The sequence below is a fragment of the Phaeobacter sp. G2 genome (assembly GCA_025163595.1).
Lineage (GTDB): Bacteria > Pseudomonadota > Alphaproteobacteria > Rhodobacterales > Rhodobacteraceae > Pseudophaeobacter.
Genome location: CP104105.1, coordinates 55,045 through 80,679, shown reverse-complemented (window position 1 = coordinate 80,679; position 25,635 = coordinate 55,045). Strand labels below are relative to the sequence as shown.

Sequence of the window (25,635 nt, the reverse complement as noted above, 5' to 3'; positions counted from 1 at the left end):
CGTCTTCAGCAAATGGCTGGGCGGCTTGATGCCCGCCGCCATGGTGGCAGCGGCGCCTAGGGTATCCGGCCTGAAATACGACAAAGCCGTGAGGAAACAGGGGGCCGGCGCTGCAGAACTAGCGCCAGAAGCCCGCTTATGAGGTACCTGAAACGCCGTGGAGTGCCCCGACTGAAGTGGTCCAGCAAAGCGGGTCCAGATCCTAGGTGTCTTTTTCGAACAGAGTATCTTCGAGCACGATACCATCCATCCCCGAGGTCATCAGCACCGCGACCGCGTCTTCGACGGAATGCACGATGGGCTTGCCCATTATATTGAAACTGGTGTTCAGAACCACTGGAACGGATGTAAGGCGACCAAAGGCGCCGACCAATTCGTTGAGCCAGGGGTTGCTGTCTTCGTTGACCGTTTGCAGCCGGCCGGTGCCATCCTCATGCACAACCGCTGGAACCTGATCCCTCGCCGTAGAGCGCCAGCGTTTGGTAAAAGACATATAAGGCGACGGCTGGGCGGCTTCGAACCATTGATCCGCATCGGTGTCCTGGACGATTGGAGCAAAAGGACGGTAAGCCTCGCGTCCCTTGATGTCGCGATTGAGACGGTCCTTCATATTGACGGGGCGCGGGTCGGCCAGGATCGACCGGTTGCCGAGCGCTCTTGGCCCGAATTCCGCCTGCCCCCGGACTACGCCCAAAATCTTGCCCTGGGCCAGACGTCCAGCGATGATCTGCGCGGATTGCCCGGTCAGGTCCGTACTGAGCAGCGGCCCGGCACCCTGTTGTACCTTGCGAATGGCCTTGGCAGGCACTTGTGTACCCAAGTAAGCGGATCCGGTCCCCATGGGCAGGGTTTCGTGACCCTGATCCTTGGCCCAGGCCAGAAGGGCGGCGCCAATCGCATTGCCATCATCTGCGGGGGCCGAGGGGACGAACACGCTGTCAAATCCGTGCCGCTGTGCGATGGAGCCGTTGTAGGATGAATTGAGCGCACAGCCACCTGTCAGGATCAGGTTCGCAGTACCGTTTGTTTGGGGGGCGCAGGCTGCCAGAACCTGATCCGCCACATTGGCAAAAGCGGCCTGCCCCGACGCGGCAAGATCGGCGGCCTGCATGATCGGATCAAAGGGCGTGCGCGCATGGCGGGCCACGATGGCCTGCACCTCAGCAAGGCAAGGCTCGTCGCAAAACTGCAACCGCCCACGATCTACGATCAAAAGCCTAGAGAGGCTGGCGACCAGTTCAGGGATGGGCCGACCAAAGGCCGCTAGCCCCATCACTTTCCATTCTTCACCCAACCGCCAGTCAAATCCGCAGGCGCCGGTGATCCAGGCATAGAAGGTGCCCAGGCTGCCGGCCCCCCAGGACCGCCACCTGCGCTTCAGTGCGCGCGCGCTCATGTCGAAAACGGAAATCGATCCGGCCTCGCCCTCGCCGTCCATCACCACGCAGGTCGCATCGGAAAAAGGCGATTGATAGGCCGCCGCTGCCGCATGGCAAAGGTGGTGGTCAAAACGCATCACTTCGGGCATTTCGGGGCTCAGGCCCAGACGCAGCAGTGTGGCTCCGGCGTTTGATTGCGCCGCAGCCTGCAGGCTGCGCAACCACAGCCCATCCGAGGCCGGCAGCAGCGTATTGGACACCTGAACCGGCAGATCCCCCTTGATCAGAGTCCAGCTGGTGGCAACCATAAGCCTATCTGTGGCCCGGTCAAAGCCGCACTGGTGCAGGGCTGCCGACAGATGTGACACATGGTCAGGTGCCAGGCCCCAGGCGCGCTTGTCCTGCAAAAACCGCTCTGTGGCTTCGGCAAAGACAACCTGTCCCTCGGCATCGACTAGCGCCAGCGCCGGGTCATGCCCAGAGGTCGAAAGTCCCAGATACCACGTGCTCATTGAGGCGAATTATTGTTCAGGATGGCCTGCGCAAAGCTGCCAAGGGTTTCATGTTCAAAAATCATCGACGGGCTGATATCGGTTTGAAATTCATCCTCAACCTGCCCCGATAGAATGACTGCATCAGTGGATTGCAGACCAAGATCCACCAGTACAGACTCGGGGCCGAGTTGCGAGACCTCGGTGTTGGTGAACTTGGCGATCCGCTCGAGAAGAAAATCCTGAATGTCGGACAGGGTTGTCGTTGTTGTCATGTGTTTTCCTAGATTGCTGACGCGCGCGATAAGCGGCAGGGCAGCGCGGACATGGCCACGGTCTGTGACATGGAATAGTAGCGCTGTTGTTGAGGCAGAAGGGTGATGTCGGGGAACCGCTGGAACAGGCGCGGCAGTGCGGATTTCAGCACGCGCCGCGACAATGCGGCCCCCACGCAGCGATGCAACCCATGCCCGAAGGCTAGGTTCCCGACGGCAGTACCGCGGTTGATCGAAAGCAGTTGCAGGCGCAGGGTGTCATTCTTGGCCAGGGGCACGCCGTCCACCGTGGCCGCCTCGCGGGCCATCCTGTAAATGTATTTGGGCGAGGCGCAGGTCGATAAAAGCTGTTCGAAATTCCTGTCAATCCAGACCGGATCGGCGATGTTGGAGTGCACATCCTTGGGCTGGGTCAGCAGCCAATGCGCCATATTTCCCAGCGTATGGGCAAGGTTGAAACTGGCGCCGAACAGCACCAGGACCAGTGCCTTTTTGTCGCGTAGCGTAAAATCCGGCATGTCCTGATCGGCCATGACCTGCAGCAGAGAGGCCTGTGGCGCGCTCTCGGGGAGATCCATCGTATCCAGAAGCTCGGTAAACACGCCCTGAAGTCGACGTAATTCACGTAGATGCAGCCAGGGTTCCAGCACATCCTGCAACACGGGGGCGAGTTTGTTGAAGCGGGCGCCGTCCTGGGTCACAATGCCCAGCATGTCCTGCGTCGATCCGTGAAAAACCGGGTCTGCAAAGTCGCGGATCAGATCAGGTGATTGCGCCTGCGCCAGTTGCGCCAGCCCGGCGTCGATCGCAGCATCGATCCGGGGTTGCCATCTGTCCAACCGGTTGTTCCCCAGATGCCCGGCCACGACGCGGCGCAAAACTGCATGGCGTTCACCAGACATGAAAAACATTGCATTGCGCGCAATGGTGATCGCGGGATCGAGGTCAAGACCGGCGCGTTCGCTGAGCGCCTTCAGGTGTGTTTCCATAGCCGGGGGCATAAAATCGGCATCGCAATTGATCACACTGCGGGCTGCCTCCAATGATTTGATGTCCACCATGCGCGCAGATACCGAGGTCGATTGGCCGTCCCGTTCGCAGGGCAAGGCCAGCAGCGCTTGTACCATCGGCGATACCTGAAACTGTGCGCGATCCACATGCAGGCACAGATCCGGGAACCGCTGTGCAAGCGCAGGCAGGGCCGATTTGAAAAACATCCGGGACAGGGCTTCGCCGGGGCATTTGTGGGCCCCTGCTCCAAACGACAGACCCCCCAGTCGCGCATTGGGCGCGCGAGTGTCGCGCAGCGCGCTATTGCATCTGGCAACGTCGACCACTGCGGGAACGCCTTTGTGAAACGGGCATCCGGCGATCTCTGTGTCGCGGGTGGGCACGCGCACCATGGTCAGAGCAGACGGATAGGTCAAAAACAGCTCAGATAGATTGTCATCAATCCAGCCCGGCAAAGCCACCTGTTTCCAGGTCTCCTTGGGGCGGCGCAGCAAGCCATAAAGCGTGAGCCCGAGGGATTGAGCCATCGTGATCCCACTGACCAGAACAAAGGCCGCCTGCGCATGTTGGGTTTCGATGCAGCTACCGGGGCCAGAATTTTCCCTCAGATAGCTTTTGAACGACAGCGGGTGCTGGTCGCCCGCCGGATCGTCCTCTTCAATCCTATCTAGGATATGAATGCAGGACGCATTGATCTTGCGCAGCTCTGACAGCGACAACAGCGGATGTGAAACAACACTGTTTGCACTGCGTATGCTGTCATACAATTGCCCAGTCGTATCCTGCGCGCAGCCGATGAAACTGGTCATGAACGACATCAAAGCCGGTCGTACGAAGTCACGGATCAGATCGGGATCGCTGGCCTGCGCCAGGGTGTCGAGCGCAGCGGCAACGGCATCATCAGCGCAGCCCTGCCATTGGTCGATGGCTTTGTTGGAAAAGAAGGGCGCGAACAGGCGGCGCATCACCAGGTGGGGCTGCTGCTCCTGAAACATCAGCGAATTTTCGAGCATCCGCCGCAGCGCGCCAAAATCCTCACCTGTCCGGGTTTCCAGAATATCCAGATAATCGCCCATTGCCGCGATTGCAAAGTCATCGGAATTTCGCAGCAGATTGGTGGCGACCGTTGGGTCGGTCAAAAACTTTTCCGGGTTAGCCAAGGCCTGAAAATCAGCGAGTGCCATCAGAATTCCGCTTCCATTTGGAGGGAGCCAGAGCGATACCCGGTGGCAATGACGCGCCGCCGGATTTTTCCGCTTGTGGTCCGTTCCAGGGTTCCGCGGTGAAGGATTTCAACCGCTTCCAGGTCAATCCCCCACTCTCCGCGAACAGCCCGTTTTATGGCGCGACTGATCTCGCCGATCTCGGTGGCGGAGGGCATGTCCTTGCTGGTCTTGCATTCGATCAAAAGAACGGCTTTTCCGGTGTCTTCGATATCGCGTTGAAATGCCGCTGCCGCATAGGGGTTCAGCGCCGCATGGGACTGTGCTGCCAACCATTCCAATTCCGCAGCGGCGATCTTACGGCCGTTGGCAATGATCAGATCCTTGATGCGCCCGTTGATGAACAGGTGCTTGTCTTGCACAACCCCTAAATCCCCGGTGCGCAGCCAACGTCGCGGCCCCGTACCTAGGTCCCTGGTCACAAAGTTGCCCTGCGTTTCGGCCTCCAGCCCGAGATAGCCTGCACTCACGGAAGGACCGGCGAGCCAGATTTCGCCCCGCTCGCCTTCGGGCATGGGAAGCATCTGGTCTGGATCGACGACCCTCAGCCTGTCTGCAATCTCATCCGGCAGCACACAGGGGTGGGTGCGATCAGTTTCGCTCCCGGGCAGCGGTGCGGCTTCTGGGGCGCCCGCGGCAAACAGCGTGTATTCCGCCATGCCGTAACAGGCAAATATCGACGAACGGCGAAAGCTATAAGACGCAAAACGATCATAAAACGCATCGAACAACCCGGTCGGCACAGGTTCCGCGCCGCAATACGCCCGATCCCAGCTGGACAGATCGATGCCGTCGATATCTTCGTCCTTGACCCGCTTCAGGCAGTCGGAAAAGGCAAAGGCAGGCCCGCCGCTGAAGGTGGCCCGCTGCTCGCTGATCGTGCGTAGCCAAAAGGCCGGATTGCGGACCATTTCAAAGGGGCTCATCTGAACTGAATATGCACCGCTGAGCAACGGATACAGGATGCCACCCATCAACCCCATGTCGTGGTAGTGGGGCAGCCAGTTCACAACTCGGGCTTCTGCATTCATGCCCCAAGACCGCATCACATCGCCACAATTAGACAAGATATTGTCAGCGCTGATCGCGACACCTTTTGGGGCCCGAGTCGAGCCTGATGTATACTGAACAATCAACGGGCGGGCGCGCATGGGATCGCGCCGGGGTAAATGTGAAGGGGGAACAGGGTCGTGCGGGTCATCAACGCACAATACAGGAATGTCGTGACGCCCTTCGGCCGCGAGTATAGCCAGAATTCTGTCGCAGCTGGCCAGATCGCAGATCACTGCAGAAGCGTCGCTGTCCTCCAGCACATGCATCAGATGGCCCGTGCGACTGCCGGACCTGGGCGGCGCGATGGATGCTTGTGAAAATCCCTCTGTCAGCAGCCCAGCCAAAAGCGCCACAAGATAGGATTCTCCGGCAGGCAATATCATCACAAGAGAATGCTGACCCGGCCCCAAAACATCGCGCCAACGGGCACCGAGGAGGTGCGCGCGTTCATATAGAGTTTGCCCGGATAATGAGATTGCAGGTTTTGATCTGGATACGACGCTAAAAACAGTGTCGGTCCATTTCGTTTCCAACATGTCCGAAATGGGTCCCGCGAGAGAATTGTGGCTCAAATCTGCTGTCCCCAAAGTGCCTGTGATAATGGGGCACATGTAGCAAAAGTTTTGAATCGTCACAACAGGATTAGGCGCTTTTCCAACCGGAAGGCTGCCCTTATTGCGGATATTAACGGTGTAAAGTTAATTGGTTAGGTTGCACAGCAGGCAGGCCCAGAGGCGCTAGGTCCCAGCCCAAAATTTGCGCCTGTCTGTGCGGGAGCCTGCTGAGCGCGCCCGTTGGGCCAACGACACCGCCCAGAGTTCAGAGGTCAGAGACAAGCTCCGTCGGCCAGACCTGCAATAGATCGCTTTGCCAGCTTTGCGGCCCTTGCTCTGTTCGGCACAGAAACAGCTGCAACGTCCAGTTCCCAGGCTCTTCCGGAGCGGGTAGCGAAACCGAACATCCCCCTTGCTCTTTCTGCAGTTCATACACGCCGGTTTTTTGCACACCGCCTGGCATAAGCGGAATCCAGACGGCATAGATTGTGGTCTCTGCACTCAATTTTTCAGGGGAAGTGACCTCGATATCTATCCTCTGGTTTACATGGACCACATCGCTCGGGTCCTTTGACCAAATCAGACCCGTTTCTTGGCTGGAAGCAGGCGGTTTTGGGGCTGTCGACATTTCTTCGGTTAGAATTGAAGCGAGGTTGTCGACTGAATTTTCGCTGAAATACGTCCCGTGACCGCCGGGAATGATTTCGCAGCGTGCGCTTGCAAACATGCTGCGCCATTGCGGCCAGGGGTCTTCGCCGCGCAGGAACGGGTTGTATTCTTCGCTTGTTTCGCCAAACAAAAGCACACAGCGGGTTGGCAGGGGCATGAAGGGCGTCCATTCCAGGCAGAAATAGGCCGCGACATCCTTTCCCTTGGTCAACAGCAAACCGGCAATTTCCGCTGCGACTGTAGCGCCTTGGCAGTTTCCACCAACCCAGCACCTGGACAGGTCAAAGTGTTTCAGCAGCCCCTTTACATAGTGCTGTGCTATTTCCGTATCTTCCGCGATCGCCTTCTTTTTGAAGTCCGAAACGATATTGAGGGAACGCAAGGCGATCAGCGGCTGATCCGGCCCCAAGGCCTTCGCCAGTGCGGCGGGTTCCTGTTCGGCGTTAAAGCACCAGATCAGGGGCGGCCGCGTCCCGTCTTTGTTGAGGAGGCGGATCAGCCGCTCATCGGTATCGACAATTTCGCCATCCCATTTGAGCAGGAAATTCTGCAGTAGTTTGATTTTTCTATCGAGTGAGATCATCTCGAAGCCCTTGAATTAGAATGGTGACCCTTGCCCCAAGTTTTACCCGGTATCCGCTGTAGCTGTGGCCTGTGCAGGTCAACTTGTCCATTGTGCTCCTGTATCAGGTGAGCATGCGATATCCGCTTTGTTGAATAAATCGGCCTGAGGCCGTAGTCCATGCCTGCCTCTGAAGGTCCTGTTTGGTATGCCGTTTTGAGGGCAAGTCCCGTATGTGTGGAATGACCGGAAGGCCAGCAGGGATGTGATGGCAAAGACATGGTCGGTAAAGCCGCCGGTATCGGCAAGCTGCTCTTTGATCTTGCGGCCGGTTTGCTTCATCAAAAGCCTGTCGAGGATGTAAGGTGCCTCACTCACGGTGGCGGGAATGTTCTGGGTGGCGAAGCGCCCAAACTGATCGGAGATGTGTGTGAGCAAGAGTTGTGAAGTTTTCAATATACTATTGACCTGTGGCATTTGAGCATGCGCAGCGCGCCGGCGCGCAACCCGGCCCCTGTATTTTCCTTTTAAATGTTAGGGTAAGGCGTGTTTCTTACGCTGGTTTTGCGAGGCATGGAGAATGCCGGGATATCCTCGGTACACGCTATGTTGACGCAGATTCTGCAATTGGTTAATAAATAGTTAACTTCTGGTGAACCTCTTGGCATTCCCAACCCAAGACTTGCAGGTCTGCCGTGTTAAAGGGTGACAGGATCAGTGCTACAGTCGTTAGAAATTTCCGCAGATGACACCGCCCCGGCTGTGCCTGCGCCAAAACCGGTTAAGCTAAACGCGGTTGTCACCAAGGGGCATATTCGGGTTGTTCCAACACCGGCCTTGCAGGTTGTTGATCCGCATCCCTCAGATGCCGCCAACCTTGGGGCTAGCAGCTCTGACTTTGTCGCCCCTGACACAGGTCCGTTTGAACCCGTGACCGCAGATCAGGGCAGTTCTGTTCAAGAGGGACACTCAGCGGCGGCACCCCAGTCGGCCTCCTGGAGCGCAGAGCTTGCAGAAGCTTCCGCGGCCTCTTCTCCCATAGATTCCACTCTTTTGTTGCCACCGGGGCTTTCCATGCAAATGATCAAGCTCATTGCTGCAGCAGCTGTATTGGGCGTTGCGGCCATAGTGCTCACCTTCTTGCAGTTTTCAGGGTCTGACGACGCGGTTCAAGATCAGCCCCTGGCTGCATCTCAGGGGGGCAGCCGGGGTGTTGCAACAGCCGGTGCCAGCACTTTGCCCGCCGCAAGCGGGGCACTGGGTGGCACTTTAGCCGGTGGCGACAGCGCCGATATTGTCGCTCAGATCACCGCTGGAACACTCGCCGCCCTGCGCAGTGGCCAGGTGAAGGCGCCAATAGCGCCCGCCGCGCCAGCGACAGCGCAGGCGCCTTTGGGGCTGGAGCAGACCAATGGTTTATATGCCATGGTCCTGACCGCGCTGCAGCAAGGGCAATCGCGACAGTATATTGATCAGATGGTCAACGAGGCCCATCGCACGCAACGGGTGCAGGTGCCTGCGCTGCTGCTGACAAGCGCGGGTGAAGTAAATACCACTGCCTTGCTGACGCTGTTCGGCGGCCAGTAGCCGCTACACCACTCATGGGGGCTGCGCTGCAAGAGCGATAGGCCCTGGGGGTCGCCTGCTCGCTGCCCAAACAAGATTTCTCACGTTTCGAACGATCGCAGACAAAACACAGCGCAGACTGTGGTGATCGGATTCATAGCATCCCGGGGGGGAACCAGATGAAGAACAAGCTCCTGGCAGCAACGCTTGCCGTTGTTGGCCTTTTTTCCGCACAAGCCGTCGCTGCCGAAACCTGTGGTGGCTATTATAGGGTCAAATCCGGTGACAGCCTGTCCCTGATTGCAGACCGCCTCTACAAGGATGTTGGCACCTGGAGCACCATCCATTCGCAGAATATTGACGCCATTGGCCCGAAGCCAAATGCAATTCGCGTAGGGATGAAGCTGCGGATGCCCTGTATCAACGGCTTGCCGACGGGGCTAGAGGGCGGAACCAAGGCCGCCAGCGCGGCGCCGGTTGCGGCGAGGCCTGTCAAGGTAACGCCCGGAAATGCCTCGGTCCGGCAGAAAATAAACCTGCTCACCGGCGATGACTATGCCCCCTTCACCTCCAAGGCCTCGCATAATGGCGGGCTGATCACCGATGTGATGACTGCGGTGATGACCTCGGCGGCGCCGCAGGAAGGTTTTGCCATCCACTGGGTAAACGACTGGGGGTCGCATTTTGATCCGCTGCTCTCCAATGCCCTGCTGGATGTGGGCTTTCCCTGGTATCGGCCGGATTGTGATACCATGCCCGACAGCTATCGCTGTGTGAACTTCCTGTTCTCGGACTCGATGTTTGAAACCCTGATGCTGCTGTTTGTCGACAAGACCCGTCCCTTCACCTTTGAGGACGACGCTGACATTCTGGGCAAAACCCTGTGTCGTCCCAATGGGTATTTGACCTTCGATCTCGATGGGTCGGGTCGCCGCTGGCTTGCGGACAACAAGATTACCCTGAAATCCCCCCATACCGTCAAGGACTGCTTCGACATGGTGGCCAAAGGCGAGGCCGACGCGGTGGCGATCAATGAATTCACCGGCCGCAGCGTGATGAAAGAGCACGACTTGGCCGATCAGTTCAACGTCCTGCCGCAACCGCTGTCAGTTTTGGGTATTCATGCGGTTGTGCACAAAAGCCACCCCCGCGCCAAAGACCTGATGGCTTTGGTCAGCAAGGGTCTGCAGACAGTGCGCGAGGACGGCACCTATCAGCGGATCATCGAAGATCACCTTTCCCGCATCTGGGCTGAGTTCTAGGAGGGGTATCATGCTGAAAAAGCTATCACGCTATCTCGTAATTTTACTTGGCATAGTCAGTCCGGCGACGGCCTGGGCTATTTGTGATGTGGATTACCGGGTGCAACCCGGTGATACCCTGTTCTCTATCGCGGAGCACCATTATGGCGACCGAGGTCGCTGGACCCTGATCTACTATGGCAACCAAAGCCGCCTGACAGGCCCGGTCGCGGAACCGGGCAAGACCCTGCACATTCCCTGCGCCAAAGGCGTCTCGGCCCCTGATGCTACGCCGTTGCGCCGCGATGATGCCGAAATGAAGCTGCTGACCGGGGGCGGGTTTGCCCCCTTCACCGACCAGAACCTGCCGGGACAGGGCTTGATCACGGAACTTGTCAACGCCGCCATGGAGCTGACGCCCTCACCGGTCTCCTATTCGATCACCTGGGAGAACGACTGGTCCACCCATCTGTTCCCAAAGCTCAACGACAAAGAGTTTGATATGGGGTTTCCCTGGTTTAAACCGGATTGCGAAACCACGCCGCAGGACGAACGCTGTGTGAATTTTCACTTCTCAGATCCGCTGATCACCATTCCGATCATGCTCTTTGCCCGTGCCGATGCCGGGTTCACCTATGAAGAGGACAGCGATCTGGAAGGCAAGACCCTGTGTCGCCCCAAAGGCTATTTCACCCATGATCTGGATCGTCCCGGCCGCCGGTGGCTGACGGAGGAAAAGATCATTTTGGTTCAGGCTGACACCCCTGCAGCCTGCTTTCATCTGGTCAACGAGGGCCGGGTTGATGCGGCCACGGTCAACCTGTTCCTCGGCGCCAATACCCTGATCCAGGAAGGGCTGCGCGACAATATCTTGCCGGTGGAGCGGCCGCTGTCGGAAGAGGGGCTGCATGTGGTGATCTCAAAACGTCACTGGCGCGGCACCTCACATCTCTATCGGATCAATGCGGGCCTCAAGGCGCTCAAGAAGGAAGGTCGGTTTGAAGAAATCGTTGCCCGCCATCTGGAGCTGTTCTGGGCGCAGCTGCAGTAACGCGCCTTAGGCGTTGATCTGCGAAGACATTGACAAAAGGCCGAACTGTAGGTCCGGCCTTTTTGCCGCTTAGCGGTCCGCCGCTGCGGCGCCACCCACATCGCTGCGGGCAATAGCCACCGATTTGATTACAGCGTAACAGGCCGCACCGGGGGAGAGTTCAAGTGCCTGTGCCGAGCGCCGGGTGATCCGGGCCAGCAGCCGTCCGGCATCGGTGTTGAGCGAGACCATGGCGCCAGGACCGCTGCCGCTGCGGATCTGTTCCACCTCGGCGGGCAGGATATTCAACGCTGACAGCCCTTCGGGCCGCTGCCGGGACAGGATCACGTCCTGCGCGAGGATACGTACTCGCAACAGGCTGCCGGGCGCCTGTTGCACCTGCGGCAAGAACAAGGACAACCCGCCGGCATCCAGCTCGCTGAGCCCATCCGGGTGGTGGCGCAGCATTCTCGCCTCCAGCAGGGCGCCAGCGGCACGCACCCCGGTGGGCATGACCCGGTCATCGCCCAGAACCTCAGCCGCGCTGCCCTGACGCTGCACCTGTCCGTCTTTTAGAACCACCACGGATGTGGCCAGCCGTGCCACCTCTGCGGCAGAGTGGCTGACATAGAGCATGGGTATCTTCACCTCATCCCGCAGTCGCTCAAAATAGGGCAGGATCTCTTCTTTGCGGGCCTCGTCCAGTGCGGCAAGTGGCTCATCTGCCAGGATCAGGTCGGGGCTGGACAACAGGGCGCGACCAATGGCGACCCTTTGCTTTTCACCGCCTGACAGCGCGACCGGATGGCGCTGCAACAAGGCGCTAATACCCAGCATGGCGACGATCCGGTCAAAATCTTCCCGGGCGGCGCCACGGGGGGCAAACCAGCGACCAAACAGCAGATTTTGGCGCACAGTCAGATGTGGGAACAGGCGCGCCTCTTGGAAGATATACCCCAAACGGCGGCGGTGTGGCGGCAGCCAGACCCCGTGCTCCAGATCAAACAGCAGCCTGCCATTTAGCGCCACCCGCCCGGTTTTGGGGCGTATCAACCCAGCCACCGCGTTGATCACCGTGGTTTTTCCCGCGCCTGAGCCGCCAAACAAAACGGTCACGCCAGCCGGGGCCTCAAAAGACAGATCAAGGGTAAAGCCTCCAAGAGGCTGACACAGCGAGACCTTCAGCATCACAGGCCTCCCAACCGGCGGGCGGCGCGGCGGGCCAAAACCTCCGAGAGGATCAAGGCAGCCATGGCAACACCCACTGAGATCACCACCAGCCGCAGCGCTGCGCTTTCGCCGCCGGGGACCTGCAAAAAGGCGTAGATCGCCGAGGGAAGTGTCTGGGTCTGCCCCGGAATATTGGAGACAAAGGTAATCGTTGCGCCAAACTCCCCCATTGCCTTGGCAAAGGCGAGTATGGCGCCGGCGATGACCCCTGGCAGGATCAGCGGCAGGGTGACAGTAACAAAGACCCACAATGGATTGGCCCCAAGCGTTGCGGCGGCCTGTTCCAGTTTCGGATCCACCGCTTCAATGGACAGGCGAATGGCCCGCACCATCAGGGGAAACCCCATGATCGCTGCCGCCAGGGCGGCTCCGGTCCAGCGAAAGGCAAAAGAAATGCCAAACTGTTGCAGAAAGCTGCCCATTCCGGCCTGAGGCCCAAAGGTGAGCAGCAATAGATAGCCGGTGACGACCGGCGGCAGGATCAGCGGTAAATGTACCAGCCCGTTGACCAATTGCTTGCCGGGAAACTGCCAACGGGCCAGCGCATAGGCGGTAAAGATGCCAAAGGGCAGGGTCAGCAGGCTGGCCCAGATTGACACTTTCAGAGACAGCGCCACGGCCTGCCATTCTTCGGGTCCAAGCCAGCTCATGCGCCGCTACTCCGCAATCACATCAAAGCCGGCAGACAAAAAGGCTTCTCGTGCCCTGGCGCCTTGAAGGTAGTGAAAAAGAGCCTCCACAGCGGGGCCACCTGCCCCCTGAACCAGCGCCAGCGGATAGCGGATTGGCGCATGGGACCGGGCGGGGAACTCAGCCAGCACCCTGACCCGCGGTTCTGCCTGGGCGTCGCTGGCATAAACCACGCCCAGCGGGGCTGCGCCAGCGGCAACCAGCGCCAGCGCCGCGCGGACATTGTCGGTCTGGGCAATATGCGGTGCCAGATCCTGCCACAGCCCCAGCGATTGCAGGGCAGATTTCCCGTAGATCCCTGCGGGCACTGACTCGACCATGGCCATGGCCAGTTTGCCTTGGCCTAGGTGGTCAAAAAGCGCGGGATCGTCAAAGCCGGCAAGGGCAGCTGTGCTTTCTGTGGCTGCAACCAGGACAAGCCTATTGCTGAGAAGATCCCGGCGACTGCCGGAAACCAGGCGGTTCTCGCTCTCGAGATAATCCATCCACGCGGCGTTGGCAGGCAGATAGATATCGGCCGGCGCTCCAAGCGCGATCTGACGCGCCAACAGTGATGATCCGGCCAAGGACAGCGACACGCTGTGACCGGTTTCTGCTTCGAATGTGGTGGAGATTTCATCCAATGCGTTTTTCAGGCTCGCTGCTGCAAAAACGGTGACGTCCGCCGCAGCTGCAGCGGTGGCAAACCCCACAGTGCCTGCACAGATCAGCGCTGACAGAAAACATCGGATGCGGGATGTGATATCAGAGCCTCCCCCGGCCTGTGACAACTACGTTCCTTTTGGGTAGCTCTGGGACCGCGACTGGGCAAGTCAAATATGCACCGGCTGAGGTGGGCTACCCAGCGCTCGGGGCGGCGAAACAGGGCGTCACGCAGGCAAAAGCCAACCCCGATCAGTCACGGGGTTGGCTTTTTCAAATTCTTGCTGCGTCATCAAAACAGGATGAGACCACCTGGATCGGCTGCGGCCGGAGCCGGCTTTGGTGCCGGACGGGCAGCGGCCAGTTCCTGTTCCCCCAAACGTCTGTCATTCTCGACGCGGGTTTGTTGGGCACTGCCGGAAACCGCATGAAAGCGCACACGCCGGGCAGAGGTGCCGCCAACACTGGAGGAGATGACCGGAATGCCTTCGTCATAGAGAAACTTCTGTACAAAACTCGCATTCGAGGCGCCAATATCAGACAGGTTCGCCGACATTTTTGCCCCGCCAAAAACCTTGGCTTTCAGGTTTCTGCGTTGGGCCCCCTTCTTCATGATGCCGTTGATCAGTAGCTCCATTGCGTGGATGCCGTAGCGGGCGCTGACGTCACCACCATTGGCATTGGCCAGCAGGAAGTGGTTCATTCCCCCGACACCATTTTCTGCATCATATATGCAGGCCGCAATACAGGAACCAAGAACCGTAGAGAACATTACTTTGGGATCTGTAGAGACCCGGTACTCGCCCTGAAGCACCGTGACCGAGGTAGTATTCGCAAAAACTGTTGTCACAGTACACTCCTTATTAACTAACTCAGGCTTTCGCAGCCTGTAAAAGGGTCCCAGCCATCCGGGCTAGGGAAACTTGTTTCTCTGCGGCACCGGTTTCCCAGGCGACACGCGGCATTCCATAGACGACTGAGGATTTCTCATCCTGAGCAAATGTGGTTGCCCCTGCGTTGCGCAGGGCCAAAAGTCCCTTGGCCCCGTCCTGGCCCATGCCGGTCAAGATGGTTGCAACCACCTCCTTCCCATATGGCACGGCAGAGGTGAACAAGGCGTCAACAGAAGGGATATGACCCGAAATTGGTGGACCTTCTTTGAGGCGAGCCCGCATTGGTTTACGCTGAGTCATACCCATATGGCGGCGTTGGCCTGCGGCGATATAGACATGGCCAGGCTCCAGCTTCATGTTGTCCTCTGCAGGAACCACCTTGGCGGCGCAAATGCGGTCCAGAAGGGAAACCAATCCCTGGCCAAAGTTCTTGCCCGTATGCTGCACAATCAAGGTTGGCGGACATAGAGCGGGAAAGCCAACCAGAACGCTCCGCAAGGCCTCGACCCCGCCTGTGGAAGAGCCGATCAGAATGATCTTTTTGAAGTCTGTCGCGGCGGCATTTGCCCCACCGCTGCGCTTGCCGGCGCCGCTTTGGTCTCGCCTTGGCGCCTTGACCATCATGTCAAAATACTGGGAGAACTGTTGCGGAGTATCCGTTTTTGTCAGTTCAAAAATCCCGGCACCCACGTTCAGCAAGGGAGAGGATGTGCGCGCTGGTGTTGCACCGGCACTGTCCATAACCGCGACCCAACGGGTATCCAGCGCCGAAAAGAGCGCCAGCATCATTTCGAATTCAGGCAGTTTGGTAAAGCCATCTTCAACGAAGGCAAAAACTGGCTGTGCTGCCTCGGCCTGATTGTAGGCCATCATCAGGTTGTTGGCCAAGAGCACCTTCATCCCTGGATAGGTGGCTTCCATGTGGCTTTGGATCGAGCGGGCAAAGGCCCGGTCAGTTGTAATGATCAATAAGTTCTGAGACGGCAATGTGTCACCCAGTCAGGCTGATCGGTAAAAAAACCGAAGTTACGGTCGTCTCGGGGCAATTGAAGCCCCGAGAATGGTTACTTAAAAATCTTGCCACAGATCCTTTGCGGCGTTTCCATCAGCCTGTGCTGTCAGGCTGGATGATGCAGGCATCACCTCATCCAGATTCCAGTCCTCGTCTCCATGGGCTGAGGGGAGTGGAGCCTCTGCTGACGGGGCTGCCTGCATTGGGGTGACGGTTGCGCCGCCCTTGATGCTAAACCCGGACACCAGCTGCGCCAGTTGTGTTGAATCTGAGCTCAGCAGATGGCCCGCCGCAGTCGCTTGTTCGACCATGGCTGCATTCTGTTGTGTCACCTGATCCAGTTGCGTCACGCCGGTGTTGATTTCGTTGAGGCCAGTGGACTGTTCCACTGCACCCTCGGCAATACCAGAAACCAGCTGCGAGATATGGCTGACACGCTCGACGATATTATTCAGCGCCTCGCCTGCTTTGCCCACCAGATCAACGCCGCGCTCAACCTGTTTGGAACTGTCACTGATCAAGGTCTTGATCTCCATCGCCGCATCAGAAGATCGCTGCGCCAGCGCCCGGACCTCCGAGGCCACAACCGCAAAGCCTTTGCCAGCTTCGCCGGCACGGGCTGCTTCTACCCCGGCGTTAAGGGCAAGCAGGTTGGTCTGGAACGCGATATCGTCAATCACCGAAATGATCTGGCCAATTTGGTTTGAGCTTTCTTCGATTTCGGTCATCGCTGAAACCGCGCTTTGCACAACCTCACCAGTGTTTTCGGCCTCTAGCTTGGCGTCGCCCATGGTTGCCTCAACGCTACGTGCGCCATCTGCGGCGGATTTTACGCTTGCGGTCAGCTCATCCAAAGCAGCGGCTGTTTCTTCCAGAGTTGCGGCCTGGCTTTCGGTCCGGTTGGACAGATCATCCGAGGCACGGCTGATTTCGGTCGCTCCATTTCGAATGGAACTGGAGGCGTTAATCACCTGCGACACGGTTCCGCTGAGGGTTTCGATTGTCTGATTGTAGTTCAGGCGCAATTTTTCATGCTCGCCCGAGAAGGCTTGATCAATCGATACGGAGAAATCGCCTTCTGATAGTCGCACAAGCCCGGCGCTCAGGTTCTCAACAACAACCTGTTGTTCCTGCTGCAGCGCAGCCCGTTGCTCTTCGGCGATCCTGGCCTGTTGCAAGTCTTCCTGCATCGACACCAGTGTTTTGCCGATCTTGCCGATCTCGTCGCCGCGCTCGGCCTCGGGCACATCGGTATCCAGGTTGCCGGAAGAGACCGCATCCATGCTTTGGCAGATCCTGTCCAAAGGACGGGTAATCGTCCCGGCGAACAGCCAACCAAGGAAGGACATCACAGCAGCTCCGGCAAGCGAAACCATGAGAAGGATGTTTCGATCCCGGATCACTGGCGCCATCAGCTCTGCGCGGTCCTGTTCGATGGCAATAACCCAGGTCCCACTTTTCAATGGGATCGCTTCGGCGTAGGCGGCGACGGGCTGTCCCCGCAATCCGGTTGCCTCGGTGGTAAAGCGGCTGTTACCTGCGAGGGCCTGTGTCAGGTAGTCACTGGCGGGCAGCTGGTCCAGGGTTGAATGACCGTCTTCAAACCGTGAATGCGATCGCGCGGTAAGGTCAGGACCTGCCAAAAAGATGTCCACGGACTCTTGGATGCCCTGATCATCGTTCATGATCACGTTGATCATGCCTACAGGAATCTGCAGAATAAGGACGCCCACTGTTTGGCCCGAAGGCACGACAATCTTGGTGGCAGCAAAAGCAGCAGGTACGTTGCCACTTGCTGCGAAGCGGGCGATATCGGAAAAGATGACCTCGCCAGCCTCAGCCTCCAAGGCTTTGCGGAACAAAACACCCAGATCACTATCCTTATAGGCACCGTTCATCAGGTTGGTGCCATAGTCGTCTTCTTTGAAAACTGAGTAGATCACATCGCCAGGCATGCTGACCAGGAAGGCATCATAATAGCCTTTTGCCGTGAGCAGTGTCCGAAATGACGGGTGAAACTTGGAGTGATGGATGTTGTAGGGAATCGTTTGCTTACCCCGATCCAGATTATGCCGCTCACCTGCAGGGAAAGGATTCTCGGTGATATAGGTCTTGCGCGCGATATCGGCCGCATCAGCGCCGAGGTTGCTCCAGGCTGCAGACAGCCGCTGGATCGCAGTGGCTGTCGAGGGCATGCTTGCCAGTGTCATCAAATCTGCATTGACGCCCCTCAGGAGCGACTGAAAAGCGGTTTTACGACCGGCAATCAGAGATTCGAACTGGTGTTCCGCTTGATGGAACGCGCTTTTCTGAAAGTTGATCGTACTTACTGTTACGAAAAGTGCGGTCAGCAGCACCCCAAATCCTACGACAAACAGCGGAAGTTTGTGGGCAATTTTCAGAGACTTTAAACTCTGCATTTTCTTTCTCCTGCGGCATTGTTCGCGGCAAACCGCGTGGTGACGTGCCCTAGATTGCAGAAAAGTTCTTAATTTGCCGCTTACGGATCCGCTCAGTCGCTCTAATTTTAGAAATCAAATACCGTTTTCCTATTAATTCTTTTTGCAGAGAGCGGCTCTTCAATAAAAAACGGCTGTTCCAGCGGGCCCCCGAAGAGAGCGCCTATATATACGGAGTCCCCCCGCAGTGCTGCGGTCATAGTGCTTTCAGGGCTGATCTTTATTTTAACACCCACCGCGCCAGGGAATCTAAAAACTTTAGGAAAATACGCAATTTTCCCAGGTTTCCAGCGGTATAAAACCGCTTTTCTATCGGTCTGCAGCAATCAATTGTTAAGCTCAAAGGCCTAACTATGAAGCTATCGAATACAAACATGTCACCGACAATGGGGGTGAGAATCGCGGAAGATGACCACAGAAACGCAGAAACACCTTTTGGAATTGCCAAATGCATTTGCTGAATTGAGTCCGCTCACGGCATTTCTGGGCGGGGCGCGCTCCGCAGCAGTGGAAATTGACTGTAGCAATGTTGCGGCAATGCCGTCGCGCTGTCTGCAACTGTTGCTTAGTGCCGAACAACAATGGCGCTCCGAAGAACTGGGGTTCGCGGTAACCCATATTAACGATTCCTGCCGCAAGTCCCTGACGCTCTTGGGTCTTGAGCCCAACCGATTTGAAGACGAGGTAACAGCATGAAAACCAAAGTATTGGCAATCGATGATTCCCGCACCATCCGGAATCTGCTTGCAGCCACCCTAGAAGAGGCTGGTTTTGAGTACGTAAGTGCAGTGGACGGCCGGGAAGGCGTCGACATGTATGATGATGTCGCTCCTGACGTCGTCATCACCGATATCAACATGCCCAACCTTGACGGTTTTGGTGTGATCGAAGAACTGCGCGGCACCGATATTAATTCCAAAGTTCCGATCCTGGTACTCACCACGGAAAGTGCTCCGGAAATGAAGGCACGTGCCCGCAATGCAGGTGCAACTGGCTGGATCACCAAACCATTTGATGACGCCTCCCTGATTTTCGCGCTGAAGCGTGTTACCGGGGCTGCGGCATAAAATGTCAGGATCCATTCAAGATACCTTCTTTGAGGAGTGCGAAGAACTCCTTGAAGCAACGGATGAGGGTCTGAGTGCCATCGAAGGAGGCAATCATGATCCAGAGGTAGTCAATGCCGTATTCCGCGCAGTTCACTCGATTAAGGGTGGCGCGGGCGCATTTGGCTTGGACGAGTTGGTGGCTTTTGCCCACAGATTTGAGACTGTTTTTGATGAAGTCCGGGCCAACCGGATGGAGCTTGATGAGCCGCTGATCCAGCTGTTGCTGCGATCCTGCGATCACCTGTATAATCTGGTTGCCGTTGCCCGCGATGGCGGCGAGACCGACGAAGCGCATCACAACATGCTGATCGAAGCGCTGGATAAATACATCCCTGAAGAGGAAGAAGACCTGACGTTTGAGCCCATGGGGCTAGGTGGTCCGATGGACATTGGCGCCATCGACATTCCGCAGGTTGCGACCGAAGAGACCTATCAGATCCACTTCCGTCCTCTCAAGGATATGTACAGCACCGGCAATGAGCCGATTTTCCTGTTCCAAGCTCTCAAAGAGATGGGTGAGCTAAACATCGAGTTGGATGTTATGGAGCTGCCCGGATTTGACAGCATTGACCCAGAAGAAAGCTATCTGAGCTGGAATCTGACGCTTGTCACCACCGAAGCACGATCCACAGTGGAAGCCGTCTTTGAATTTGTCGAAGGCCTCTGTGAACTGTCAATCGAGGGTGCCGGGGACGCTGACGCTGATGCAGCAGCTCTTGCTGCACTGGAGGCCGCTTTTGGCGGTGCCCCAGCAGACCCAACGCCTGTAGTGGAGCAAACAGCTATGGTTGAAGAGACCCCCGCAGCCCCTTTTGAACAGCCGGTCCCCGCGACCAAACCGGAGGCTACACCGGACGTGTCCGGAGCCAAGCCTGCGGCCCCCAAAGCCGAGAATTCGAAGTCTGAGCAGCGTGGGCCTAATCCGACACTGCGCGTGGATCTCGAGCGGGTGGACCGGCTTATCAACGCTGTTGGGGAACTGATCATCAACCACTCGATGCTGGCACAGCAAATTGCCAATCTCGATGTGGCCGATGTACGGGACGTCGAAACCGAACTGGAGGGCTTTAAGAACCTGGCCCGTGATATCCAGGAAGGCGTGATGTCCATTCGTGCACAGCCTGTCAAACCGCTGTTCCAACGGATGGCTCGGATTGTTCGCGAAGCCTCCAGCGCCACAGGCAAAACCTGTAAGTTGGTGACTGAAGGTGAAAATACCGAAGTCGACAAGACAGTGATCGAACGCTTGGCCGATCCTTTGACGCATATTCTGCGAAATGCGGTTGATCACGGCATCGAAAAGCCAGAGGACCGCGAAGGCGCCAACAAGAACCGGATTGGTGAAATCCGCCTCACGGCATCGCACCGGTCTGGATCGGTCTGTATCGAAGTCAAAGATGACGGCGCAGGGGTCAATCGCCCCCGTGTTAAGCAGATCGCCATCGAAAAGGGTCTGATCCCCGAGAACGCCGAACTGTCGGATGCTGAGATCGACAACCTGCTGTTCGCCCCTGGCTTTTCCACTGCCAAGGAGGTGTCCAACCTGTCTGGTCGTGGGGTCGGCATGGATGTGGTCAAAAATGCAGTCACCGGGCTTGGTGGGCGGATCAATATCACGTCCAATCCAGGTAAGGGATCAACCTTTACCATCATACTGCCCCTGACCCTTGCGGTTATGGATGGTATGGTTGTGTCTGTCGCGGATCAGACAATGGTGGTTCCAATCACCTCGATTGTCGAAACCATGCGTGGCAATGACGACATGATCAACAACCTGGGCTCGGATGGCACCTTGCTATCAATCCGCGGCAGCTTTGTTCCGATCTGTGACGTCGCTGGTGCCCTTGGCCTACGCAAAGAAGACAATGACCAACCCCCCGGCGTTTACCTTCTGGTAGAAACCGAAACCGGACAACGCAGCGCCCTGGCTGTGGATGACATCCACGACCAACGCCAGGTCGTCATCAAAAGTCTGGATGGTGTCTGCGGAGAAATCGCGGGCGTCGCAGCCGCAACCATCCTGGGGGACGGCAAGATCGCGATGATCCTTGACCCAGAAAGCATCCTGGCAGCCTCGCCTGCGGTGGGAGCCTTTGATACCGAGCGGAGAATGAGCAATGCAAGCTGAAGTAAAAAGTAACGACCAAGAAGTTAAGCACGCTCAGTTTAGCGAGTTTGTCAGCTTCACCGTCGCCGGGCAGGCCTTCTGCCTGAAAATCACCCAGATCCGAGAAATCCGGCGCTGGTCCCCAGTCACCATCCTGCCGCATGCGCCTTCGGACGTGTTGGGCGTGATGAACCTGCGTGGTGCCGTGATCCCGATCTACGATCTGTCGGCACGCTTTGGTCTGGAAACAACCGAAGCCAGCGAACGCAATGTTGTGATCGTGGTCTCCTCTGCGGGCAAGCCCGTTGGTCTTCTGGCAGAATCCGTGTCCGAGATCATTTCGATCAACCCGGAAGAGATCCAGGAAACACCGCCTGTGGATAGCCGCAACACCATGGAATATATCCAAGGTATCATCTCGCATGATGACACCATGGTTCGGATCATCAATCTCGATGCAGTGATCTCCGTTCCCGAGCAGGTGCTCTGATGATCGCGGCCGGCTCCATAGAAGCCAATCAAGATGGGTTTACCCTGACGGATCAGGACTTTGAGGCAATCGCTGATTTTGCCTACAAGCATTTTGGGCTGGCAATGTCGAGCAGCAAGAAACCTTTGGTTTCTGCCCGACTTGCCCGACAGTTGCGGCAGCAGAATGCTGGGAACTTCAAAGATTACCTGGCACGGCTGAATGGAAAAAATAGCACTGAGGAACGCAGCAAGCTGCTGTCACTCCTGACCACCAATGTCACGCATTTTTTCCGGGAGCCGCATCATTTTGAAACTTTGCGCAAGGATGTGCTGCCTGGCCTGATCGAAAGAGCACGCAATGGCGGACGCGTTCGGATCTGGTCGGCGGGCTGTTCCAAAGGGCCTGAGCCCTTCACCATGGCGATGATCATTCATAACATGTGCCCCGATATTGGGCGTTATGATTTCAAGATCCTGGGCACGGATATCGACCCTCAGGTGGTGCAATTTGCCAAAACGGCAAAATACCCACAAGAGGAGCTTGGGCAGATCCCGGCCGAGTATCGCAGCTTGGTCCCAAAAATGGAGGCGGACGGGCGCATGCCCGCACACCTCAGGTCGATGATCACCTTTGGGGTGTTGAATTTGATCGAACCCTTCCCTTTCAAGGGTAAGTTCGATGCGATTTTCTGCCGCAACGTGGCCATCTACTTTGACACACCTACCCAGCAGAAGGTCTGGCAAGCCTTTCAACGTAGTTTGACCCCTGGCGGTTACCTGTTCATCGGCCACTCCGAACGCATGTCCGGGCCAGCCGAGGAAAAACTGACGACATCTGGGATCACAACTTATATCAACACTCCCCCGGAGGCAGTGCTCAGTAAATGAGCAGCAAGAGCAACACGAGGAAAAACACATGAGCCTAAAAGACTCTCTACGCGTTATGGTCGTCGATGACATGTCCACAAGCCGCGGTATCATCACCCAGTGTTTGGACGAGCTCGGCATCAAGAATTATATGGTGGAAAACAACGGGCAGTCCGCTTTTCAAAAGCTGACGACAACTCCGGTTCACCTGGTTTTGTCCGACTACAACATGCCTGGCATGGATGGTCTGGGCTTGCTCCAGGCGGTCCGCGGCCATCAAGTGACGCAGCGGCTCGGCTTTATTCTTGTCACCGGCAAACCAACGCCGGAAATCATTGAAGTCGGTAAAAAACTGGGGCTGAACAACATCATCCGCAAACCGTTTACAGTGGCCACCATGAAGCAGGCGATCGAACAGGTCGTCGGGCGGCTGTAATCATGGAAGGGCAGCACGAAACTATTTCCGGCCTTAGCGCTATTTCAGCACGCGAAATGCGGCAACTGTACTCCAAGGTGCAAACCCTGGAAGATGTGGTCCATGATATCTTTGACCGTGGCACCAAGCCAACCCGGCAAGAGACACAATCTCTGCAGGACTTTGACTTGGTAATGCAGACCCTCGCGGGGATGGCCAGTTTCTTTGAGAAGGTGGAAACACAGATCCTGGATACTGGCAAGGCTGACATCCAGGCCGCCACGGAAACGGTAACGCTGCAAAAACTGCGGGACCGACTGCGGGAAATCGGGAGCTTTGTCGCCAACTAAGGCGTCACCTACCCCAATCAAGGCCCTATACAGACTCTAAAAGCCGTTTGAGCATTTTGCTTGAACGGCTTTTTTCCTTTCCTTGCAGTCTCAGCGCGTTAGATTACCGATAGTTCCGTTTGGTTTCCTTGGTAATTGTATGACACGCTTTTTCAAACTCCTGATCGCAATAGTCTGTTTCACGCTTCCCCAGAGCGTCGCGGCGGGACGGGACAGAATTGCCTTGGTCATTGGCATGGCCGATTACCAATATTTGCCACCCTTGGAGAACACCCATAACGATGCCAACGGTATGGCACAAAGCCTTGAAAACATAGGTTTTGACGTCACTCTATCACTCGATGCGACGGCGCAGGATATGGTTGGGCTGTTGGATGATTTTGCTTTTCGCTCAGAGGTGGCTGACCTCGCGCTGATCTATTTTGCCGGACATGGCATCGAAGTACAGGGTGAAAATTTCCTCATCCCCGTGGATGCCAATGTTACCAGCAACCGCGATGTTCAGCGCCAATCCGCCTCGTTGAAGCAGTTGCTGGCCGCAGTGGATCGCGCCCGCAAGATGCGCGTCGTGATTCTTGACAGTTGTCGGGATAATCCCTTGGGTGACTCGATCGCCCTAAGCCAAACCGAAGCCACACAAACCACCTCAGAGGAGACCCGTGGCGGCGGTGGCGGCATGGCCGCGGTGGATCCTGATCGCGGAACACTGGTGGCCTTTGCCGCCCGCGATGGTCAGGTCGCTCTGGATGGCAACGGAACAAATAGCCCCTATGCCCAAGCCTTGATGCAGAAAATGGTACAGCCCGGACTGGAAATCAGCCTGATGTTCCGGCAAGTGCGGGATCTGGTACTGGAAAAAACCGGCAACCTGCAAGAACCCCATACCTATGGCTCGTTGACCGGAGTGCCCTTCTATCTCGCCGCCGCAAACCCGAACGGCGCCGAGGCCCTGCCTGCGGGCACATCTGAAGCCTGGTCTGCGGTAAAACCGGACCAGGAAGAGCAGCTTTTGGCTCTGGCAGAGCTGGGCGATACCCGGTCAATGCTGGGGCTTGCCTATATGCGGCTGAACCCCAATGCGGGTCGGTTTGATCCCGTCGCTGCCGTTGATTTTTTGCAACGCGCGGCGGATGCCGGCGCCCCAGAGGCCCAGTTTGAACTGGCCAAGCTTTATGAGCGGGGCACTGGTGTCGACGCCGACCCGCAAAAGGCGCTGGCGCTATACCAAGCCGCCGCTGCACAGAACTTTGCCGATGCAATCAACGATCTGGGATTTTTGCATCATCAGGGTGGTCTGGGTCTGCCGGCCAACCCGCAAAAAGCCTATGAATTTTTTCAGCATGCTGCCGAACTGCGGCACCCGCAAGCCCAGTTTAATTTTGCCGCCCTCATAGATGACGGCCTGGTCCCCGGCAAAGGCCCCGAGGATGCGGCACATTTCCTTTACGCCGCCCTGCGATCCGGCAGCGCTGATGTTCTGGATTTGTTGAGCAAACGCCCGAATATGTTCACCTTGGACACCCGCAGGGCACTGCAAGACAGGCTGAAAGAAAATAAGTTTTACCAAGGCTCTATTGATGGTGATTTTGGTCCGGGTACTCAGCGGGGTATTCGCCGGGCATATGGGCTTGAAGGTTAGTTCGATCATTTGAAAATCGAACAATTTTAAGGAATTAGAACTATGTTTAGACTATCAAAGACGATGTTTGCTTGTGTTGGTGTTGTCCTGCTGTTCATGGCGGGGCCGGTATTAGCGCAAAGTACAGGTGAAGGTTCCAGCAGCGGCACTGGCGGCAGCAGCGGCACTGGCGGCAGCAGCGAAGCTGGCGGCGGAACATCTTCAACCGGCAGAACTGCGGCAACCCAAGTCTCGTCTGTCCCCCAATTGTCCACACGGATATCGCAGATGAAGAGCCTGTGCACTGACTCTGGCGGCTTTGTTGTGGATTGTCTGGCTGAGCGCATCGAGACGCTCGTATTGGATGCTTCAGATCTGCACGGTCACCAAGAGATGAAACAGATTTTGCGCGATACCGCAGAAGAGCTGCGGCAACTGGCCCGGGCAAATAGTGACCGCACAGCGCCGCGCGCCCGCATCACCAGCCCTGACGGGCAGCGCTCTACGCGCCCCTTGGTGGCTGTCACCCCAAGCCGACGCGCTAGCGCCCACAGACAGGCCATCGCAATCCTTGAAGAGGCTGAGACCAAACTGCTACGCTCCTCTGCGCAGTCTGCCGCCCGGGCCAGCCAGTATCAGCAGGTGGCCAATGCCTTGGGATCAAACAAGGTTCTGCTGCGCTCCTGAGTCCTGGAGCCTTGCAAGCCAGATACGCAGA

24 protein-coding genes and 1 pseudogene are annotated in these 25,635 nt (G+C 57.1%); 12 read left to right on the top strand and 13 right to left on the bottom strand.

Annotated features, from left to right (window positions below):
- Positions 1-202: 202 nt before the first annotated feature.
- The 6 genes and pseudogenes from N1037_22795 to N1037_22770 all read right to left on the bottom strand — a co-directional run bounded on the left by N1037_22795 (position 203) and on the right by N1037_22770 (position 7,649).
- A complete protein-coding gene (locus N1037_22795; GenBank protein UWS81965.1) occupies positions 203-1,891 on the bottom strand; it encodes a carbamoyl transferase in 1,689 nt (562 codons plus the stop codon).
- A complete protein-coding gene (locus N1037_22790) occupies positions 1,888-2,145 on the bottom strand; it encodes an acyl carrier protein (GenBank protein UWS81964.1) in 258 nt (85 codons plus the stop codon). Before N1037_22790 ends, N1037_22795 begins: the two co-directional genes overlap by 4 nt.
- Positions 2,146-2,153: 8 nt before the next feature.
- A complete protein-coding gene (locus N1037_22785) occupies positions 2,154-4,340 on the bottom strand; it encodes a hypothetical protein (protein ID UWS81963.1) in 2,187 nt (728 codons plus the stop codon).
- Positions 4,340-5,968 (bottom strand): AMP-binding protein, encoded by a 1,629-nt coding sequence (locus N1037_22780; protein ID UWS81962.1) that lies wholly within the window; start codon positions 5,966-5,968, stop codon positions 4,340-4,342. Before N1037_22780 ends, N1037_22785 begins: the two co-directional genes overlap by 1 nt.
- A 283-nt stretch (positions 5,969-6,251) precedes the next feature.
- Positions 6,252-7,064, bottom strand: coding sequence for a hypothetical protein (locus N1037_22775; protein ID UWS81961.1), 813 nt, complete (start codon positions 7,062-7,064; stop codon positions 6,252-6,254).
- A gap of 364 nt (positions 7,065-7,428) precedes the next feature.
- Positions 7,429-7,649: pseudogene (locus N1037_22770) on the bottom strand (Tn3 family transposase).
- A gap of 285 nt (positions 7,650-7,934) precedes the next feature.
- On the opposite strand from N1037_22770, the gene N1037_22765 reads away from it, so the two are divergent.
- The 3 genes from N1037_22765 (at position 7,935) to N1037_22755 (ending at position 11,075) form a co-directional block, all read left to right on the top strand.
- Entirely contained in the window at positions 7,935-8,804 is an 870-nt protein-coding gene (locus N1037_22765; protein ID UWS81960.1) for a hypothetical protein, read from the top strand.
- A gap of 158 nt (positions 8,805-8,962) precedes the next feature.
- The gene (locus N1037_22760; GenBank protein ID UWS81959.1) at positions 8,963-10,045 is read left to right on the top strand and encodes a transporter substrate-binding domain-containing protein; all 1,083 of its coding nucleotides are present in this window, start codon (positions 8,963-8,965) and stop codon (positions 10,043-10,045) included.
- 10 nt (positions 10,046-10,055) lie between these two features.
- Positions 10,056-11,075 (top strand): transporter substrate-binding domain-containing protein, encoded by a 1,020-nt coding sequence (locus N1037_22755; protein UWS81958.1) that lies wholly within the window; start codon positions 10,056-10,058, stop codon positions 11,073-11,075.
- Between the two features lie 69 nt (positions 11,076-11,144).
- Here the strand turns inward: N1037_22755 and modC are convergent, their stop codons facing one another.
- The 7 genes from modC to N1037_22720 form a co-directional block, all read right to left on the bottom strand.
- Positions 11,145-12,242, bottom strand: a complete 1,098-nt coding sequence (gene modC, locus N1037_22750) for a molybdenum ABC transporter ATP-binding protein (GenBank protein ID UWS81957.1) — start codon at positions 12,240-12,242, stop codon at positions 11,145-11,147.
- Positions 12,242-12,934: a molybdate ABC transporter permease subunit gene (modB, locus tag N1037_22745; GenBank protein UWS81956.1), complete on the bottom strand. Its 693-nt coding sequence runs from the start codon at positions 12,932-12,934 to the stop codon at positions 12,242-12,244. The genes modC and modB overlap by 1 nt, the downstream gene beginning before the upstream one ends.
- Positions 12,935-12,940: 6 nt before the next feature.
- Positions 12,941-13,684 (bottom strand): molybdate ABC transporter substrate-binding protein, encoded by a 744-nt coding sequence (gene modA, locus N1037_22740; GenBank protein UWS82032.1) that lies wholly within the window; start codon positions 13,682-13,684, stop codon positions 12,941-12,943.
- 224 nt (positions 13,685-13,908) lie between these two features.
- On the bottom strand, positions 13,909-14,466 hold the full coding sequence (locus tag N1037_22735; GenBank protein UWS81955.1) for a chemotaxis protein CheD: 558 nt from the start codon (positions 14,464-14,466) through the stop codon (positions 13,909-13,911).
- Between the two features lie 22 nt (positions 14,467-14,488).
- On the bottom strand, positions 14,489-15,430 hold the full coding sequence (locus N1037_22730; protein ID UWS82031.1) for a CheB methylesterase domain-containing protein: 942 nt from the start codon (positions 15,428-15,430) through the stop codon (positions 14,489-14,491).
- A 147-nt stretch (positions 15,431-15,577) separates the two neighbouring features.
- Complete coding sequence (locus tag N1037_22725) at positions 15,578-17,941, bottom strand: methyl-accepting chemotaxis protein (GenBank protein ID UWS81954.1); 2,364 nt, start codon at positions 17,939-17,941, stop codon at positions 15,578-15,580.
- 107 nt (positions 17,942-18,048) lie between these two features.
- On the bottom strand, positions 18,049-18,306 hold the full coding sequence (locus N1037_22720) for a hypothetical protein (protein UWS81953.1): 258 nt from the start codon (positions 18,304-18,306) through the stop codon (positions 18,049-18,051).
- An 82-nt stretch (positions 18,307-18,388) separates the two neighbouring features.
- On the opposite strand from N1037_22720, the gene N1037_22715 reads away from it, so the two are divergent.
- From N1037_22715 to N1037_22675, 9 genes are all read left to right on the top strand, one after another.
- The gene (locus N1037_22715; protein ID UWS81952.1) at positions 18,389-18,676 is read left to right on the top strand and encodes an STAS domain-containing protein; all 288 of its coding nucleotides are present in this window, start codon (positions 18,389-18,391) and stop codon (positions 18,674-18,676) included.
- Entirely contained in the window at positions 18,673-19,047 is a 375-nt protein-coding gene (locus tag N1037_22710) for a response regulator (GenBank protein ID UWS81951.1), read from the top strand. Before N1037_22715 ends, N1037_22710 begins: the two co-directional genes overlap by 4 nt.
- Position 19,048: 1 nt before the next feature.
- Entirely contained in the window at positions 19,049-21,217 is a 2,169-nt protein-coding gene (locus N1037_22705) for a chemotaxis protein CheA (GenBank protein UWS81950.1), read from the top strand.
- Positions 21,207-21,686 (top strand): chemotaxis protein CheW, encoded by a 480-nt coding sequence (locus N1037_22700; protein UWS81949.1) that lies wholly within the window; start codon positions 21,207-21,209, stop codon positions 21,684-21,686. The genes N1037_22705 and N1037_22700 overlap by 11 nt, the downstream gene beginning before the upstream one ends.
- Positions 21,686-22,555: a protein-glutamate O-methyltransferase gene (locus tag N1037_22695; GenBank protein ID UWS81948.1), complete on the top strand. Its 870-nt coding sequence runs from the start codon at positions 21,686-21,688 to the stop codon at positions 22,553-22,555. The genes N1037_22700 and N1037_22695 overlap by 1 nt, the downstream gene beginning before the upstream one ends.
- Before the next feature lie 28 nt (positions 22,556-22,583).
- Entirely contained in the window at positions 22,584-22,970 is a 387-nt protein-coding gene (locus N1037_22690) for a response regulator (GenBank protein UWS81947.1), read from the top strand.
- Positions 22,971-22,972: 2 nt separating this feature from the next.
- On the top strand, positions 22,973-23,299 hold the full coding sequence (locus N1037_22685; GenBank protein ID UWS81946.1) for a hypothetical protein: 327 nt from the start codon (positions 22,973-22,975) through the stop codon (positions 23,297-23,299).
- 139 nt (positions 23,300-23,438) lie between these two features.
- Positions 23,439-24,938: a caspase family protein gene (locus tag N1037_22680; GenBank protein ID UWS81945.1), complete on the top strand. Its 1,500-nt coding sequence runs from the start codon at positions 23,439-23,441 to the stop codon at positions 24,936-24,938.
- A gap of 42 nt (positions 24,939-24,980) precedes the next feature.
- Positions 24,981-25,604, top strand: a complete 624-nt coding sequence (locus N1037_22675) for a hypothetical protein (protein ID UWS81944.1) — start codon at positions 24,981-24,983, stop codon at positions 25,602-25,604.
- Positions 25,605-25,635 lie beyond the last annotated feature (31 nt).